Source organism: Arthrobacter alpinus (genome assembly GCF_001294625.1).
Classification (GTDB): domain Bacteria; phylum Actinomycetota; class Actinomycetes; order Actinomycetales; family Micrococcaceae; genus Specibacter; species Specibacter alpinus_A.
Window position 1 is genome coordinate 2348892 of the sequence record NZ_CP012677.1, and the last position, 16119, is coordinate 2365010.

Annotated in this window: 18 protein-coding genes, 1 other RNA gene and 1 pseudogene; 5 read left to right on the top strand and 15 right to left on the bottom strand. The window is 61.0% G+C overall.

Annotated features, from left to right (window positions below; translation table 11 throughout):
* The gene (locus AOC05_RS10575) at positions 1-552 is read right to left on the bottom strand and encodes an AMP-binding protein (RefSeq protein WP_062007186.1); all 552 of its coding nucleotides are present in this window, start codon (positions 550-552) and stop codon (positions 1-3) included.
* 44 nt (positions 553-596) lie between these two features.
* On the bottom strand, positions 597-896 hold the full coding sequence (locus AOC05_RS10580) for a DUF4193 domain-containing protein (protein WP_062007187.1): 300 nt from the start codon (positions 894-896) through the stop codon (positions 597-599).
* Positions 897-1223: 327 nt separating this feature from the next.
* On the opposite strand from AOC05_RS10580, the gene AOC05_RS10585 reads away from it, so the two are divergent.
* From AOC05_RS10585 to AOC05_RS10600, 4 genes and pseudogenes are all read left to right on the top strand, one after another.
* Positions 1224-1628, top strand: a complete 405-nt coding sequence (locus AOC05_RS10585; RefSeq protein WP_062007188.1) for a DUF5997 family protein — start codon at positions 1224-1226, stop codon at positions 1626-1628.
* Positions 1629-1689: 61 nt separating this feature from the next.
* Positions 1690-2424: a hypothetical protein gene (locus AOC05_RS10590; protein ID WP_062007189.1), complete on the top strand. Its 735-nt coding sequence runs from the start codon at positions 1690-1692 to the stop codon at positions 2422-2424.
* On the top strand, positions 2421-3116 hold the full coding sequence (locus AOC05_RS10595; protein ID WP_154605743.1) for a hypothetical protein: 696 nt from the start codon (positions 2421-2423) through the stop codon (positions 3114-3116). The genes AOC05_RS10590 and AOC05_RS10595 overlap by 4 nt, the downstream gene beginning before the upstream one ends.
* Positions 3117-3484: 368 nt before the next feature.
* Positions 3485-4435, top strand: a pseudogene (locus tag AOC05_RS10600) (serine dehydratase beta chain); the annotation flags it as partial.
* A gap of 137 nt (positions 4436-4572) precedes the next feature.
* Here AOC05_RS10600 and ssrA read toward each other — a convergent pair.
* The 4 genes from ssrA to smpB all read right to left on the bottom strand — a co-directional run bounded on the left by ssrA (position 4573) and on the right by smpB (position 7674).
* Positions 4573-4939: a transfer-messenger RNA gene (gene ssrA, locus AOC05_RS10605) on the bottom strand.
* Between the two features lie 84 nt (positions 4940-5023).
* On the bottom strand, positions 5024-6307 hold the full coding sequence (locus AOC05_RS10610; RefSeq protein ID WP_082357929.1) for a glycoside hydrolase family 3 N-terminal domain-containing protein: 1284 nt from the start codon (positions 6305-6307) through the stop codon (positions 5024-5026).
* 8 nt (positions 6308-6315) lie between these two features.
* Positions 6316-7197 (bottom strand): cytochrome c oxidase assembly protein, encoded by an 882-nt coding sequence (locus AOC05_RS10620; RefSeq protein WP_082357930.1) that lies wholly within the window; start codon positions 7195-7197, stop codon positions 6316-6318.
* 6 nt (positions 7198-7203) lie between these two features.
* Entirely contained in the window at positions 7204-7674 is a 471-nt protein-coding gene (smpB, locus tag AOC05_RS10625; RefSeq protein WP_062007193.1) for an SsrA-binding protein SmpB, read from the bottom strand.
* Positions 7675-7935: 261 nt separating this feature from the next.
* Between smpB and AOC05_RS10630 the strand changes: the two genes are divergently transcribed.
* Positions 7936-8967 (top strand): acyltransferase family protein, encoded by a 1032-nt coding sequence (locus AOC05_RS10630; RefSeq protein WP_062007194.1) that lies wholly within the window; start codon positions 7936-7938, stop codon positions 8965-8967.
* 13 nt (positions 8968-8980) lie between these two features.
* Here AOC05_RS10630 and AOC05_RS10635 read toward each other — a convergent pair whose 3' ends face one another.
* From AOC05_RS10635 to AOC05_RS10675, 9 genes are all read right to left on the bottom strand, one after another.
* Entirely contained in the window at positions 8981-10396 is a 1416-nt protein-coding gene (locus AOC05_RS10635; protein WP_082357932.1) for a M23 family metallopeptidase, read from the bottom strand.
* Positions 10397-10408: 12 nt separating this feature from the next.
* On the bottom strand, positions 10409-11323 hold the full coding sequence (gene ftsX, locus AOC05_RS10640) for a permease-like cell division protein FtsX (protein WP_062007196.1): 915 nt from the start codon (positions 11321-11323) through the stop codon (positions 10409-10411).
* The gene (ftsE, locus tag AOC05_RS10645; RefSeq protein WP_082357933.1) at positions 11320-12204 is read right to left on the bottom strand and encodes a cell division ATP-binding protein FtsE; all 885 of its coding nucleotides are present in this window, start codon (positions 12202-12204) and stop codon (positions 11320-11322) included. The genes ftsX and ftsE overlap by 4 nt, the downstream gene beginning before the upstream one ends.
* A 142-nt stretch (positions 12205-12346) precedes the next feature.
* Entirely contained in the window at positions 12347-13462 is a 1116-nt protein-coding gene (gene prfB / locus AOC05_RS10650; RefSeq protein ID WP_062007197.1) for a peptide chain release factor 2, read from the bottom strand.
* A gap of 54 nt (positions 13463-13516) precedes the next feature.
* Positions 13517-13975 (bottom strand): pilus assembly protein TadG-related protein, encoded by a 459-nt coding sequence (locus AOC05_RS10655; protein ID WP_230085307.1) that lies wholly within the window; start codon positions 13973-13975, stop codon positions 13517-13519.
* Entirely contained in the window at positions 13972-14466 is a 495-nt protein-coding gene (locus AOC05_RS10660) for a hypothetical protein (protein ID WP_062007198.1), read from the bottom strand. Before AOC05_RS10660 ends, AOC05_RS10655 begins: the two co-directional genes overlap by 4 nt.
* Entirely contained in the window at positions 14447-14794 is a 348-nt protein-coding gene (locus tag AOC05_RS10665; protein WP_082357934.1) for a TadE/TadG family type IV pilus assembly protein, read from the bottom strand. Before AOC05_RS10665 ends, AOC05_RS10660 begins: the two co-directional genes overlap by 20 nt.
* A gap of 53 nt (positions 14795-14847) precedes the next feature.
* Positions 14848-15042, bottom strand: a complete 195-nt coding sequence (locus tag AOC05_RS10670) for a hypothetical protein (protein ID WP_062009650.1) — start codon at positions 15040-15042, stop codon at positions 14848-14850.
* A 144-nt stretch (positions 15043-15186) separates the two neighbouring features.
* Positions 15187-16113, bottom strand: a complete 927-nt coding sequence (locus AOC05_RS10675) for a type II secretion system F family protein (protein WP_231687096.1) — start codon at positions 16111-16113, stop codon at positions 15187-15189.
* Positions 16114-16119: the final 6 nt, after the last annotated feature.

The following is a 16119-nucleotide window of genomic DNA, read 5'->3' on the forward strand; positions in this document are numbered from 1 at the left end:
CTAGAGCTCCTGTTCCGAGGCAGCGCCGTCCTGAGCAAAGGCCCCGGTACCGGCGGCCATCTCAGAAAAGGCCACGTCGTAGCCAAAGGCCTCACCACGGGCCACAACCACTAGGGGTGAAGCGTCGTTGGGAATCCCGCCTTGCGGGAGGAGCTTTCGGCGGTACTCGGCGTCGCAAATCACCAGGCGCGCACCGCTGGAGTGCAGGTGAAGGGCCATTTGGTCATGGGTGGAACCTGTCGGCAGGGGGACGTTGCTGACCTCTAGGCGCCACATGCCCAGCAACGCAATGAGCAGTTCCACCGACTTTTCCATCAGCGTGGCCACCTGGTCGCCGCGGCACACGCCAAGGCTGCGTAGGGCAGCAGCGAACCGCGCGGATTTCTCGCGCAGTTCACTGTACGTTAGATCTATAGTGCCCAGATTGGCGTCAGTCACCGTGAATGCGATGTTGTCACCCGGGTGCCGGTCGCACAACAATTGCGCTGCCGATACCCCGGGCACCCCGAAGGTGTCCAAAAGCCCGTCACCACCATCGTGCGCGTGAATCATCGTTTTCCTTGGTGCCGGACGCCAAAGCTAGGCGTGCGCCGGTTTTAGCCTTCGCAGTCCTTGCAGAACAGCATGCCGTTCTTTTCGCGGGCTACCTGGCTGCGGTGACGGACAAGGAAGCAGGAGGAACAGGTGAATTCATCGTCCTGTGCCGGTATGACCTGGACAACGAGTTCCTCGTTGGAGAGGTCGGCGCCGGGAAGGTCCATGCCTTCGGCTGTGTCAGAATCTTCGACGTCAATGTGAGCCGTCTGGGCACCGCCGCGCTGAACCTGGAGCGCTTGGAGCGACTCTGTCTCGTGGTCTTCGTCTTTGTTGCGGGGTGCGTCGTAATCCGTTGCCATGCGGTTTTCAAACTCCTGAAGTGCTCGTGGTTTGGGCGGGGTGTTTCAGCGCCCCATCATAGCTCCTCAAAGCCGGATTTACGCCCTTAAATTCCCGCTGTTTTCCCACAGCATAGGGTACGGTCCCGACTTTTCCTTCAACTTGCTCTAGAAGACGGGAAGTTTCTACAAAGACACTCCCGTATTGTGGCGTTTATCACGTCACAATTGCCGGGGCCCGCACCGCATGGTGTACTGGTGCATGGCCGTGAATTCTCTACGCCGGGCCCTCGCCTTTTGGCCTCTAAATTCCCTCTTGCGCGCAGTACGCCATATCCTTATGGGAACATGGCAAACAACTCCTCGACTTCAAACCCTTCACTGAACCGCCGGCAGATCGCCCAGGCGCTTAACATTCCGCCGGAAATGGCCGCACGGAATGGCATCCCCTCACGGATGAAGACCTCCGAGGTCAACGAGCTCGACGCGAACCCTCCGGCTTGGCTTGCCCAGTCGCGAGCCAACTCCACCGGAAAACGCCCCATCTGGGTGGAGCTGCGTTGCTACCTGTGCGATTTCCATGAAATTGCCCGGCCCAAGAAGTGGTGGCCCGAGTTCACCTTTGTGCTGTGCGACTTCCACTACAACGACGAGCTCCCCTCCCCCGCCCCAGGTTGGCGCCGCAGCGAATTTGACGGTGTCGGCAGCCGCTTCCGTGGCATAGTCGACTCCCAAGACCTGCAAGACCCCTAGGGAAAAGTTCCACCATGACACCCACGCCAACTCGCCCAGGCATTCTCAGAGGACCCCTGTCGTGACTGTTTCGGCGAAGGCCTTTCAGCAGTGGCTCGACGGCGTGGCCGGCACCACCAGCCGGGCAGCAGTGTGCCGCGCAGCGGGCATCAAGCGCTCCACCCTGGCCCAGCAACTCGTCAGGGGCCGGGTCTCGGTGGCAACAGTTGCCGCCGTCAGCCGCTCGCTGCACCGCCCGGTTGTCGAGTCCTTATCTGCATTCGAAAAGTTTGAGGACCTTTCCATTGGCTTGCGAGAGCCGTCCGAGGCCGAGTTGCTTAGTCAAATCTCCGACACGGATCTCTTGACTGAAATTCTCAACAGGAGCAAGGCCGCGGATACCGGCGCTAAAACCGCATTGCTAGAACTTTCCCCGGTGCCGCACCGGACCTCGGTGCGGACCTGGCTGGACGCCGTCGGCCCGGCCGATCTGCGCCAGCAACTGGCCAGGGAGGTCGGGATTGCCCCGCAGAACCTGTCAGCACAAATCAGCGCCAACAGGCTGACGGCGGAACTGGCTATTTCCAGCGCCAGGATCGCCGGTGTTGGGCTTGCCAACGGGCTGGTAGCCACAGGTTTCCTCGCCCCGGATGAGGCTGGCTGGCTGCCCGGAGCCCGCTCAATTACCTTGCGTCAGACACCTGACAGCACACTTGTCTCACTCGCAGCTGAACGGCTTGATTCGCTGGGCCGGACCTTGAAACGCATCGAAGCTGACACTGCTGCAGCTCAACAGCTTTGGGAGAATCTAGGATGACTGCGATTCTGCAATGGATGGCACTAGCGGTGTGTGTAGCTTGCACACTCTGGCGCCTCCCCGCCATGTTTCAGGGTCGCAATCGCGGCTTGTTTTGGGCGTTCGCCTTGGTTTCTCTCAGCGTGGCGCTGAGTATTCCCGCCATCTACCTGAGCGTGGACGGAGCCCTTGGCGGCGTAAATTTCGTCAACGTCTTTTTGCGCCTGAGCCTTTTTGTCGTCTTCTTTCTGCTGGCCTCTAAAGTTGCCACCGCCTACGATTCACCGCTTGCGCGGCGTCTTATCCGCGGACCCGTCGGCCTGACCCTGTTGCTTGTCTCCTCAGCCGGCATCTGTATCACCTACCTCATCTCCGATCTGGACGGCTCAAGTGCGGGCCTGCGGGGGTTCTTCAACCAACCGTCGGTGCAAGCGTATGCGTGGTTTGGGAGGCTGTACCCGGCCTTTGCTGCACTGTGCGCGGTTCTACCCACGTGGCGTGCAGCCTTTTCTCGCCGCCCGCCTCTGTACCGGGCAGCGGCCATGTCCATGTCCATCGGCTTCCTTATGGCGTGTGCTGCGTCCTTGATCCAAATGTCGGCGTGGCATAATTCTTTGTTATTGGACCTCTTGTCCTTCTCCTCGATCCTGTTCGTGGCCACGGGGCTGGCGCTTGTCTGGCTTTCCTTCCTACGACGGCCCGTGACAGTTTAAGAACACCGTGTTCACTTTTCCATTAGAATCTGTCATACTAATGATTGTGTGAACGGTCAATGTCTCGGCCGGACACTCAGAACTTTGGGGGTAAGTGGTGGCCGGATTAATTTCGGGTCACCACTTATGCGTTTAAGCCCTCCGAATGGACAATTGCGACTCCCCGGCTGGCGTGATTCCCCTCCTAGCCCGGCATCGCCCACCCACCGGAAACCGACCTTTCCAGAGCACCGGGCGCCTAGAATGCAAGCGTCTGTTCACGGCTGGCAGAAAACTTCCGCGCCATGATCCGGTGATGCCCGATCAGTAGCACCGTGAGAGGCGAGACGTCGGAGCCGATCCGGGCGCGGCGAGAGAGGCTTGCTGCCATGTCTGTTGGTGTTTTTGATTTGTTTTCGGTGGGGATTGGTCCGTCGAGTTCGCATACTGTGGGGCCGATGTGGGCTGCTGCGGCGTTTGCTGCGGAGTTGGTGGGGGGCGGGTTGCTGGGTAGGGTCGGCTCGGTGCGGGTGGATTTGTATGGTTCCCTAGCGGCGACCGGGCGCGGGTATGGGACCATGACGGCGGTGTTGCTGGGTTTGGAGGGCCGGGAGCCGGAGTTGATTCTGCCGGCCGAGGTCCAGTCCCGTCTGGCGGCGTTTGCTGCCGGTGCGCCCTTGCTGCTCGGGGGCAGTGTGGCTCTTGAGTACGGTACCGAAGATATTATTTTGCACCCGTTGACGATCCTGCCCCGCCACACCAACGGTATGAAGCTGGCTGTCAGTGATAGTGCCGGGGTGCTGGTGCACGAGGCCACGTACTTCTCCGTCGGTGGTGGCTTCATCATCCGTGAGGGGGAAGTGGAGGCTGCGGTGGCGGAGCTGGAACACTCCAAGGAACTTTTGCCATACCCGTTCCGGACTGCTGAGACCTTGTTGGAACACTGTGCCAGTGTGGGCGGGAACTTCAGTGACGTGATGCTTGCCAATGAGCTCGTGACCCGTTCCGAGGAGGAGATCCGGGCCGGGCTGTTGCATATCCGTGACGTCATGGAGGAATGTAAGAACGCCTCCTTGGAACGCACCGGGCTGCTGCCGGGTGGGTTGAAGGTCCGCCGCCGCGCCCCTGACTGGCATGCCCGGCTGCTGGCTGAGGACCCGGACCGGGATCCGAAGTTCTGGCAGGAATGGGTGAATCTGGTGGCGTTGGCCGTGAATGAGGAAAACGCCTCCGGCGGGCGGGTCGTGACGGCCCCGACGAACGGGGCTGCCGGGATCATCCCGGCCGTGATGTTCTACGCCACCCACTACACCGAGGGTATGTCCGGCGCCTCGCAGGAGCGTGAGCTTATGCGCACAACCCGAACCGGGCCCCGCGCATAAACGACCATGCGCATAACCGCGCCCGAATCCACCGCATAAGTTAAACAAAAAAGACCCGTCCCCCGCCGCGAGGCGTGGAACGGGTCCCAATAGGGATGTGGAGATGGGGAGAATTGAACTCCCGTCCGATGTTGCGTCATCAGGGCTTCTCCGGGTGCAGTTCGCGTCGGTTTTTCTCGGCCCCAGCTATCTCGCAAACAAGTAGCTGCCAGGCCCAGTTGTATAAGAGTCCCCTAAGTGCCTACAACAAGAACTTAGAGCAGTGGCCCTCTAAATGACGCCAGGATCCGGGACGAGAGCATTCCCGGGCTGACGGACTGTCTTACTGCTTAGGCAGCAAGAGCGAAGTCAGTGCGATTTGATTCAGCACTTATTGTTTTACAGAGATCGTTTACGAGATAACCCTGTATCCTCGACCCGCTTCACCTGTCTCAACAAACACCGTCGAAACCGATCATCCCCTATTGTTTTTTCAAACCACGTCCAGTTCCCAAAGGAACTCTCCGTGACTATCCATGCTAGCGCATCCGGTGGGGGATTTATTCCCTAGCTCAACAGCCCCGCGGCGGCCTTGGACTCCAGCACCAACAACGCGGCGGAATCAACCTGGCCGGCAAAGCCTGGATCGTCCTGCGCCGCGGCCACCAGCCCCTGGTACATCTGCGGCAGCAGCGCCTGATTGGTGCACAGGGCCATGGTGCCCCCGGCGGCGATGAAGTCAACGCCCCGCCTGTCCACGGGCACGCCGGAAACCTGCACGGCGTCGCAGATGTCGTCGCTGACAATGACGCCGGTGAAGCCCAGGTCGCCCCGGACCATGTCCTGGACAATCACCGAGGAGAAAGGCGCAAGGTTACTCGGGTCAATCTTTGGGTAGAGGGCATTGGAGATCATCAGCCACGGCACACCGGCGTTTACGGCGTCGCGAAACGGTTGGATGTACGCGTCCTCACGCACAGTGATGTCATCGGTGACCCCGGCGGAGACGTCGGTGTTCAAGGTGACCCTCCCCAGTCCGGGAAAGTGTTTGGCCGTGGGTGCGACGCCGGCGGCCAGCATGCCGCGGGCGAAGGCCAGGCCATGGCTGGAGACGCCGGCGGGCGTGTATCCGTACTCGCGGCCAAAGGTGCCGATCGGCGCGTTCTGGGGCGCAAATGCGGCGCCGGGCACGGTGTCCATCACCGGGGCCAGGTTCACGTTGACGCCCACGGAGGCCAGCTGCTGGCCCCAGCGGGTGGCATCGGCCGCCAGCGCATCCGGTGCCAGTTGGCCTTGTTCGACGGCCTGGGGCATGTCCTCAAAGCCGGGTCCGCGCATGATCTGCACAAAGCCGCCCTCCTGGTCCGTGGCCACAAAGGGGCGCACCCCGTGTGTGCGGTCCCCGGAAACGTGCGCAACAAGGGCGCTCACCTGCGCCGCGATCCCTTCCACGCCGGCCGTGCTGCGCCCCTTGATGAACACATTACCCACGTACAGCGTGTCGAGTGCGTACAGTGAGTTGGCGTCAGCGCCCGTCACCGGGGAGGAGACCATCAGGATTTGCCCTACCCGTTGCTCCAGTGTCATGGCGGCCAGCCTTTGGGCCGCTAAATCCTTGCCAGGACTGGATGGGACAGGCGTGCCCGACGCCGGAGCTGATGTTGCGATGCTGGGCGGCGGTGACGCTGTGCTTGGGGTGGCAGGAGGTGCTGAGGAACTTGCCGTGGACCCCGAACCGGCGGCCGTCGTCGAACGCAGTGAGAAAGAAGCGGTGACTGCCACGGCGATCACGGCCAAAAGCACCGCTGTGACCACGCCAATGATCCACCAATGCCTGCGGGTCAGTGCCATGGGCCCACCTATCCGCGCTGGTGCAGGTGGGCGGCGTTGAGTTCGTCCATCTGTTCATCAGTAAGTTCGTCCAAGACCTTGCGTTCTCCCTTGTCAGATTTGGCCATGCGAACAAAGAGCAGGATCAAGATGGGCAGGTCCATGACTTCTGCAATGAACCACAGCCAGTCTCCGGCGAGTTGCTGGTCAGCCAGAGCGGTGGGAAACCAGGCAGGCCGTGCGCTGCCCAAGGCGGCTGCGCCGTCGAAAATGGTGGGAGTCAGCCTCATCAACAGGCCCGGGATGGCGTCCGCCAGCAGCTCAATGAAGGCAAACACAAATTGGACCATGATCAACGCGGTGCTGATTCGGGTTTTCTCCTCCACCATGGGCAGCACCATCAACAACCCCAACAGCGGAATTGTTATGCCGAGCAAGCCCTCCCACACCGGGCTCATGCGGGTGATGCCAGCCAGCGGCGTCAACATCATTGACAGCACCAGCAACCCGAGAACGGGCGCCACGGCGCTGTTGGAGAAGATCCGGACAGGTTGGCGTGCTGCTGCCGCCAAAACCGAACGCAAGCGTCCGGGGCGAACAGCCACCCTGGCAAGGCCGAGGGGAAGGCCCAGGGCCATCCCGGCGGGGACCACAAATAGCAGCAACGCAATCCGTATGGAGAACGCCCATCGCAAGTCAGGTGAATATGTGCCCAGGAAACCGAAGCTGAGCGCCGCGTAGCTGCCCAAGCCCAGCAGGTAGAAAGCTGCTACACGCCAGGGCTGCCAGTGGATGCCGGCCCGGGATGCCCTGAGCAGGCCCCAGGCATAAAGCCCACCTGACACCAGCAGAAAACCCAGCGCCCATCTGTCAAGGCTCCAGGTTCCAAGAAAATCGCTGAGTGCCGGCATCAGGGCCTATCCGCGGTTTTTCTCTCGCATAACGCGCAACGCTTCACGGTTGTCTTGCTTTTCGCGCAGCGTCTGGCGTTTGTCGTAATCCTTCTTGCCCTTGGCTATGGCGATTTCCACCTTGGCCCGGCTATCCAAAAAGTACAGCTGTAGCGGCACGATGGTGAACCCGGACTCGCGGGTCTTGTGCGCAATCTTTTCCAGTTCTTCCCGGTGCAGCAGCAGCTTGCGGCGGCGGCGGGCCGTGTGGTTGGTCCAGCTGCCGTTCAGGTACTCGGGAATGTAAACCGACTCAAGCCAGAGTTCGTCGTTGTAGAACGTGGCAAAGCCATCCACCAGTGAGGCCCTGCCTTCGCGTAGGGACTTCACCTCAGTGCCCATCAGCACCAGGCCGGCCTCGTAGGTGTCCATGATGTGGTAGTCATGCCGGGCCTTGCGATTGGTGGCCACCACTTTAAGGCCACTTTCCTTAGGCACTGCGGACTCCTTCGTGGATGAGGTGATGCCAGCTTAGGGCTGGAAGGACTAGTCTAGCAACCGCACGCAGCGGCGGGGTTACACATGGGGCTCAGCTCCCGCTTCGGCACCGGTTCGGCTTTGCCTTCTGGCCACGGCCCCCCTTGGGCTGGTGCAGCCGTCGGACGTATTATTGGAAGACGTGCACCTGACAGTTGGTGCTTCTAGTTCCGACGGGGTCCTGTGCTATTGCAATCCGTGTTTAATCCACGCAGGAATTCATTGAACGCGCTGCGCTTGGCATTGGCGTTGTTGGTCATTATTTCCCACAGTGCGGCCCTGGGGGGTTACAGTCCCGAGATTTTGGTTAGTGGGGAAACCCTGGGCCGGTGGGCCGTTTTCGGATTCTTCGGGCTCTCAGGTTTCCTGATAACAAGGAGCAGGCTCTCCGGTCGTCCAGTCAGTGACTACTACGCAGCGAGGGTTCTGCGGATCTTCCCTGCGTTTGTCGTCTCGCTGCTGCTGGTGGCTTTCGTGATGGCTCCGTTGTCCCACTTCTTTGGCTCCAGCGGCACGTACAGCCCGGTGGACGCCATCACGTTCTTCTTCCGCAATCTGGCACTCTATCCCCCTGTTGCGGGCCAATCCTCCATCGCAGACACGCTTTCCTCCGGCGTCGCTGTCCCTGACACATGGAACGGTTCCCTCTGGACCATCTGGTACGAAGCGGCATGCTATATGGCTATAGGGGTCTTGGTCAGCCTTGTGGCTAGGAAATATGTGGGGATGGTGCTGCTGGCAGCATTTGTGGCGCTAACCGGCGTTCGGCTGCTGTCTGCATGGGAGGTTGTGACTCTTGGCCATCTGACTTCCGGCGTGCTGCCTCTCGCCATTGCGTTCCTGGCCGGGGCACTGCTTCACATCTATGCCAACCGGATACGTGTCAACCCAATGGCCGTTTCAGCGGCGGTGGCTCTCGTGGCGGTTTCCATCTCGATGAATCTGGCGAGTGCGCTCGTTCACCTGCCATTCACTTTTTTGCTCATCCTGCTGGGACAGGTTCTACCCTTACAACGCATTGGTGCAAAATACGACATTTCCTACGGGGTTTACATTTATGCCTGGCCGGTCCAACAATGTCTGGCGCTTGCCTTCCCGCACCAATCCATCCCCTACTGGGCATTCATTTCGGCTACTGTCGGCATCGTCGCCGTCCTCGCCTGGCTAAGCTGCAAGTTCATTGAACAACCCGCACTACGCCTTAAACGGCGAACACCGGAACAGCATGCTGTTCCGGTGTTCGCCATAACCTGAGCCCGTCCGTTCCCTAGAGCAGACCCATGGGGTCCACGGCGCGTCCGTTGAGCCAGGTTTCAAAGTGGGCGTGGCAGCCTGTGGAGTTGCCGGTGTTCCCGGAGTAGGCAATGAGCTGGCCCTGGCTGACACGTTGTCCGGGCGAGACCAGTGCAGCACTATTGTGATAATAAATGGTGGTCAGTGCGTTGCCCTGAATCACGCCGTGCGAAATTTGCACGGTATACCCGCCACCACCGTTCGTCCAGCCACCGATCACCACGTTTCCTGCCGCAGCAGCATAGACAGGGGTGCCGCAGGTAGCACCGAAATCAACGCCAGTGTGCATGTACCCGCCGGTGCCTTCAAAGTCGATGGTGCCGGTCGGGGTGGGCCGCCAGCCAAACCCTGAGGTGATGGGGATGTTCCCGGAAAACGGGTGCTGCAAGCCAAAAGCCGAGGGGTTGCCAGGAGCTGGGGGAACGTAGGTGCCGCCACCGCCACCACCGCCGCCACTGGCCGCTTGTTCGCGGGCGATACGCTCTGCTTCAGCCGCGGCGGCTGCAAGTTCCTGGCGTTGTTGTTCGGCAATTTGTGCGGCAACGTCATTTTGTTGCTGCTGCACAACTTTCAACTTTGCCTGGATCTGCGGTTTCTGGGCTTCAAGCTGGGCGTTGATGACTGCGGAGTCACTGATTAGCTTGTCCACCGTGGCCTTTTGCGCGGCCGCCTGGTCCCGCGCGCTTTGCTCGGCAACCAGGGCGGCATCGGCCTGGGTCTTCAAATCCTTGATTTCAGCCTCAACGGCGGCCAATCGTGCCTGCGCATTTTGATTGGTCGCCTTTTGTGAGGTGAGCTGCTCCAGGGCAGCGTTCTGGCTGCGCATAGCCTGTTCGGCCATGTCGATCGAATTTGCAAGGTCGTTCGGGGAACCAATACCCAAAATCAAGGCAAGGTTAGGCGAGATGCCACCGCCCTTGTACGACTGGGCTGCGATCTGGCCGATCATGCTCTTGGTTTCGGCAGCCTTTTTGGTGTCAATAGCGATCTGGCTGGTGATCTTGTCCTTGCTTTCCTGGGCAAGATCGATCCTTGCCGCCAGCGAACTCACTTGTGCCGTAGCTGCCCCAACCCGAGTCTGGGCATCCGTCAACGCGACTTGGGCGCCGGGGAGCTGTCCTTGGAAGAGGACAAGGTCGGAGGCTGATTTGGCAATGCCAGCGTCCACAAACTCCAGGGCACCCGCCGCGTCATGAGCCTGTTGCTCCAAAGCCGAGGCTTTGTCGTGGAGCTCGTCTGCCTGCGCAGGAACCACCAGGCCCAGCATCCCCAGCATGGTCAGGGCCGTCAGTCCGGCGGCAACCCCGGAACGCCAGCGGCGTTTCGCGTGGCCGGTCTTCACGGTGCTGCTTCCTCCGTGTGGTGTCGCATCCTGTGATGTCCGGTACATGGCGCCTAGCTCCTAAACTTTCAAATTCTTGCGAAGTGAGACTGCCGAGGAAATGCCGGCCAATACTATCCCGATCAAGATCAGTACCGGATAGATCTTCAGTGCATGGTTGGGAGAGATCATCGGCATGCCGGAATTTCCGTTGGCCAGGTAGCCGTTCATGAAGAAGGTGACCATGGCCCACACAGCACCGGAAGCCAGCACGGCACCGATGGTGGCTGCGATGACCCCTTCCAGAACGAAAGGCAATTGAATCACCGTCTTGGAGGCACCCACCAAGCGCATGATACCGATCTCCTTGTCCCTGGATTGGGCCGAAAGTCTGATGGTGGTGGCGATCAGGAGAGCCGCGCAAAGAATCATCAATCCTGCGACGAACACCGCAACCCAGGTGGCGATGTTCATCATGGAGAACAGCGGTTCCAGCACCTTGCGTTGGTCCACCACTGAATCCACTCCTGGCGTTGCCGCGAAGGTTTCATTGATGATCTGGTATTTTTCCGGGTCCGTGAGCTTGATGCGGAACGACGACGGCAAATTCCCTGCCTCTACCGAGTCGGCCATGGGAGAGCTGGCGAACTGCTCCTTGAAGTGGGTCAGCGCCTCTTCCTGGGTCTCGAACGTCCATTTCTCAACGTACGGCTTCACGGCAGCGGAACCGAGTAGTTCCTGGATGTGGTTCTTTTGTTCGTCGGTGACGGGTCCGGCCACGCAGTTGGTGTTGCTGGGGACGTCGGTGCACAGGTAGACGGTCACTTGGACCTTGTCGTACCAGAATCCTTTGAGCTGGCCGATCTGCAGTTGCAGGACGCCGGCGGCGCCAACAAATGTCAGCGACACAAACGTCACCAAGATCACCGAGATGACCATGGTCAGGTTGCGGCGCAGGCCGCTTCCCAACTCGCTCATGATGAAGGCAAGTCTCACAGTTGGTCCTCATTCATGGTTGCTGCCGTGGGATCGGGGTACACGCGGTCGCGGTTGCGTTCAAGTCGCGGCGGCATGACATCTTCCCGCAGGGCTCCTGCGTTGGCGGCACTGACGGTGCGCTGACGGCGGGTCTGGGGCTCGTCCGGGGAATCCTTCACGGCAGGCACTACACCGGCGGCGGGGACTATGGGAATCGCTGAAGTGTATTGGGCGCGGGCCTCATCGCGGATGACCTCGCCGTGGCGCAACTCAATGACTCGCTTGCGCATGGAGTTCACAATGTCGTCATCGTGGGTGGCCATGACCACGGTGGTGCCATTTTGGTTGATCTTGTCCAGGATATCCATGATTCCGGCACTGGTGATCGGGTCAAGGTTTCCTGTGGGCTCGTCTGCCAGCAGGATGTCCGGCTGGTTGACGATGGCGCGGGCAATGGCCACACGCTGCTGCTCGCCACCGGAAAGTTCGGTGGGCAGCCGGCGTTCTTTGCCTTCAAGACCCACCAGTTCCAACACCCGCGGCACCTCCAGACGGATGGCTGCGCGGCTCTTGCCGAGGACCTGCATGGCGTAGGCGACGTTGGCGAACACAGTTTTGGAGTTGATCAGGCGGAAATCCTGGAAGACCACGCCAATGCCGCGGCGGAATTTGGGCACTCGCCAGCTGGGCACATTGGCCACGTTTTGCCCGGCCACATGGACTTGGCCGTGTTCGGTCTTGATCTCTCGCAATACCAGGCGCAGGAACGTTGACTTGCCGGAGCCTGAGGAACCCACCAGGAACACGAACTCGCCACGGTCAACTTCCAGCGAGACGTCGTTCAGGGCCGGTTTTCTCATACGGTCGTAAGCTATGCTCACATTTTCAAAACGAATCATGACTTTTCGTTGCCCTTCCAGCGAACGTAACTGGCATGCCGGTGACTGGGCTTTGGTTTGGGGAAAGAAACCACCAGCCCTACGACTATAGGCACCAACTAGCGGCTTTTCGTGACCCTTGCCGGTGTGTCGAGGCCTTCGATTATTTCGCGGCGTTGCGGTTGTCTGCCCGCCAGCGGATGCCCGCGTCGATGAAGTCATCAATCTCCCCATCCAACACAGCAGAGGTGTTGCCCACCTCGTACTCGGTGCGCAGGTCCTTGACCATTTGGTAGGGGTTGAGCACGTAGGAGCGCATCTGATCCCCCCAAGATGCCTTGACGTCCCCGGCCATGGCCTTCTTGGTGGCGTCTTCTTCGGCCTTTTTCAGTAGGAGCAGACGTGACTGGAGCACCCGCAGTGCCGCGGCACGGTTCTGGATCTGTGATTTCTCGTTCTGCATTGACACCACGGTGCCGGTGGGGATGTGGGTCAGGCGCACGGCCGAGTCGGTGGTGTTCACCGACTGCCCGCCAGGGCCGGAGGAGCGGAACACGTCCACGCGAATGTCGTTGTCCGGGATTTCAATGCTGTCCGTGGACTCGATCAGCGGGATGACCTCGACGGCGGCGAAGGAGGTTTGGCGCCTGCCCTGATTGTCGAAGGGGCTGATGCGGACCAGGCGGTGGGTGCCGGCCTCGACGCTGAGGGTGCCAAAGGCGTAGGGGGCTTTGACCTCGAAAGTGGCCGATTTCAGCCCTGCTTCTTCAGCGTAGGAGGTGTCAAGGACGGTGGTGGGGTAGCCGTGGCGTTCGGCCCAGCGCAGGTACATGCGCAACAGCATTTCGGCGAAGTCTGCAGCATCCACGCCTCCTGCGCCGGAGCGGATGGTGACTACGGCCTCCCTTTCGTCGTATTCGCCAGCCAGCAGCGTCACGATTTCCAAATCCTTCAGGGACTTTTGCAAGCCGGCGAGTTCCTTGTGGGCATCAGCTAGCGAATCGGCGTCGCCTTCGTCCTGGGCCAGCTCAACAAGGACCTCCAGATCGTCAATGCGTGACTGGAGGCTACGCAGCTTTTCCAGCTTCGATTGGGCATAGCTGAGCCTTGACGTCACTTTTTGTGCCGCTGCAGGGTCGTCCCACAGGTTGGGGGAACCAGCCTGGTCGGACAAATCTTCAATGTCCTCAAGGAGCTTGTCCACCTCGGACACCTGCTCAATGGACTTGTAGGTGGCGCGCAGCGCCCGGATCTCTGCGGGAAAGTCGGTCTCAGCCATGATATTCAAGCGTACGGCATGTGCGGGCGTGCTCCGGAAGTCCACTCCTTAGCGTCAACGCACCAGTTGGGCGCGGGCTGTACCTGTTGCGGTGATGGGGATGCCCTCAGGCACCAGAAAGTTGATAAAGATCGGATGCACGACGCCGGTCAGGCTCACCTGTGCGGTGCGGCCGTCGGCGGCTCCCGTCCCGGCTGCGAGCGTGATGCCGGCCAGCGACTGCGGGGTGGGACTGTCTGCCAGGTAGGCTGCCGCCGCGGCGCTGACACCTTGGTCGGTGAGCAGGGTGCCGGGGTCTGTGCTGGCGGTGCCCCCGTTGAGCACGAACGTGTCCGCGGCTGCGAGCGCCGCACCATCTGCCATGGACAGCAGCTTTTTGTGGCCAAGGTACAAGCTGGAGGCAGCGGCCACAACGGTGGTCAGCAACAGCGCCAGCAAGACGAAGCCGATGAGCAAGACCATGATGTGCCCGTCGTCGTGCTTTCCGTTGCCCTGCGGCTGGTGCGTGCTCATTTGAAGCGGCCAACCTTTTGTGTGGCCACCGATTCCACGGTTGCTGCCTGCAGGTCCACCCCGGGGATACCGGTGACAAGGGGCAGGTCCACGCGCAGGCGCACCTGCGCGGTGACGGTGGCACCGGGTGTGAGGCAGCCGCCGTCGCAGGTGATGGTGAGTGTGGACTTGGCCGGGTCAAAGCCCATGTCGGTGACGGCGATGTCCGCGGCCTGCCTGGCTGCCTGGAGGGCTGTGCCCTCATCACCTTGGAGCACGTAGACCCTGGCTGCCTGATCGGCGGCGCCCACAACGGCGTAGGCACCGCCTTGCAGGGCACCCACGGTGAGGATCAGGTACGCCACGGGCACCATGAGCAGCACCGCCAGGAAGACGAACTCCACCACGGCGCTCCCCCGCTCGGGCGTGGGCGCCCGGTCTGGGGTGGGCCATTTTGTGGCGGGGCAGTCCTTGACACGGCGCCGCCCGTACTCACCGTTGAATGAGCGCATGTCCACTCATCTGCAGGCTCTCCCCTGGTCCGAGCATTCCTACTATGGGCCACGGCGCTGTGACGGAGACAGTCAAGATGGCAATGCCGTTGACCTCAGAAACCGTTGCCGTGACATCGCCAGCGTATGCTGCGCCCAAGGCAGCCTCAATCAGTTGTTCAGCCCGCACTTGTGCGTCTTGGGCTGTCCTGTCCGCCAGCGCCCCATACCTGGCAGCGGAGGACGCCGCGTCGGCCACGGTGTTGCGCACATGCAACACGAGTGCCAGCTGGATCAGGGCCAGAAACATGATCGTCAGCAGAGCCGACACGAGCACAAAGTCCACCACGGCGGCACCGCTTTCGGGGTGTCGAGGTGTTGTTCCCCTGTCCCTGCCGACTCTCAGGCTCCGGGTTTGACCTGGTCCATGGCCTCGGTGAATAATTTCTCCAGCGCCGGACCGGCTATCGCCAACAGTCCTGCCACCAGGATGGCACTCATCAAGGTGATCAGGACCCAGCCTGGCACGTCGGCCCGGCTGCGTTCGGTGGCCGGGCGCACGCGTAACCTTTGCAGCCAGTGCATCCCGCGCCGCATCCACAGCGCCAGGAGCTGCGTTCCTGCGATTATCAGCGTTGTTGTCAGGTCCAGAATCTTCCTCGTCGACTCCATGGTGTGTCCCTTCTCGGTGATGGTGCGGTACTTGACATGCTGGCGATGGTGAATGGTTGGCGGCACGCATCACAGACCGAACTCCAGCAGTGCCAGGCCGGGAAAGACAGCGAAGACGACGGTGAGTGGAAGCACTCCGAACACCAGCGGAACCATCATGGCAATCTCCTTGCGCCCTGCCATCTCCATCAGGTCCCGTTTGGCAACATCGCGTACGTCCTGGGCTTGGGCTCGCAGAACGTCGGCCAGCGGGGTTCCCCTGTTCACGGCCACACTGATGCCGTCAACAAAACGGCTCAGGGCAGGCACGTTGAGCCGTTCGGAGAAGCTGGAGAGCGCTTCCACCAGCGGGATCCCTGTTCGGGTTTGCGCCAAAACTGACGTGAATTCCCGTGATAGTTCGCCTCGGGAGGCCCGGGCAACCCGGTCCAGGGCGCTGCCGGCGCTTTCCCCGGCACCAACGGCCAAGGCCATGAGTTCGGCCAAGGCAGGAAACTCGGCGAGGATCCTGGCCTGCCTGTGTTTGATGCGGACACCCAGAAGATAGTCGTAGAGCAGGTACGCGCCCAGAACCGCCCCAAGGGTCAGTGCCAGCCCGCCCATGATGTTCGCCCGTCCCGACCAGATCAAGACCAGGGATACCGCCAAACCCAGTACCATGCCCACCCCCGCCCACAGCACTTGCACTGCCCGGAACTCCAGCGCTGACTCCTTGCGCCCAGCTCGTTCCAGGCGGGCGGTGAGCCCCTTGACACTGATATTGAAGCGCCCCAGCCAGCCGACGGCGTCGGAGAGCAACAAGGCAAAGATTCGCTCTAACGGTCCAAACAAGGCGCGGCTCTCCTCCGCTGCCAACAGCCTGGACCGGCCAGCATTGCTGCGCAGCTGGGGCTCCACCCGTTGCGCAAAGCTGGGCTTGCGCATAACCGGCAGACGGGCAAAGACCAACCACAGGCCAAGCCCCAAGCCGAGCCCCGAAGCTACAACGGCAGCCATATGCGT

Coding starts and splice junctions, on each gene's coding strand:
- AOC05_RS10575 (WP_062007186.1), bottom strand. CDS start 552: ATGATTCACGCGCACGATGGTGGTGACGGGCTTTTGGACACCTTCGGG.
- AOC05_RS10580 (WP_062007187.1), bottom strand. CDS start 896: ATGGCAACGGATTACGACGCACCCCGCAACAAAGACGAAGACCACGAG.
- AOC05_RS10585 (WP_062007188.1), top strand. CDS start 1,224: ATGGCAAACAACTCCTCGACTTCAAACCCTTCACTGAACCGCCGGCAG.
- AOC05_RS10595 (WP_154605743.1), top strand. CDS start 2,421: ATGACTGCGATTCTGCAATGGATGGCACTAGCGGTGTGTGTAGCTTGC.
- AOC05_RS10610 (WP_082357929.1), bottom strand. CDS start 6,307: ATGGCACTGACCCGCAGGCATTGGTGGATCATTGGCGTGGTCACAGCG.
- AOC05_RS10620 (WP_082357930.1), bottom strand. CDS start 7,197: ATGCCGGCACTCAGCGATTTTCTTGGAACCTGGAGCCTTGACAGATGG.
- AOC05_RS10635 (WP_082357932.1), bottom strand. CDS start 10,396: ATGTACCGGACATCACAGGATGCGACACCACACGGAGGAAGCAGCACC.
- ftsE (WP_082357933.1), bottom strand. CDS start 12,204: ATGATTCGTTTTGAAAATGTGAGCATAGCTTACGACCGTATGAGAAAA.
- prfB (WP_062007197.1), bottom strand. CDS start 13,462: ATGGCTGAGACCGACTTTCCCGCAGAGATCCGGGCGCTGCGCGCCACC.
- AOC05_RS10655 (WP_230085307.1), bottom strand. CDS start 13,975: ATGAGCACGCACCAGCCGCAGGGCAACGGAAAGCACGACGACGGGCAC.
- AOC05_RS10660 (WP_062007198.1), bottom strand. CDS start 14,466: ATGCGCTCATTCAACGGTGAGTACGGGCGGCGCCGTGTCAAGGACTGC.
- AOC05_RS10670 (WP_062009650.1), bottom strand. CDS start 15,042: ATGCGGCGCGGGATGCACTGGCTGCAAAGGTTACGCGTGCGCCCGGCC.
- AOC05_RS10675 (WP_231687096.1), bottom strand. CDS start 16,113: ATGGCTGCCGTTGTAGCTTCGGGGCTCGGCTTGGGGCTTGGCCTGTGG.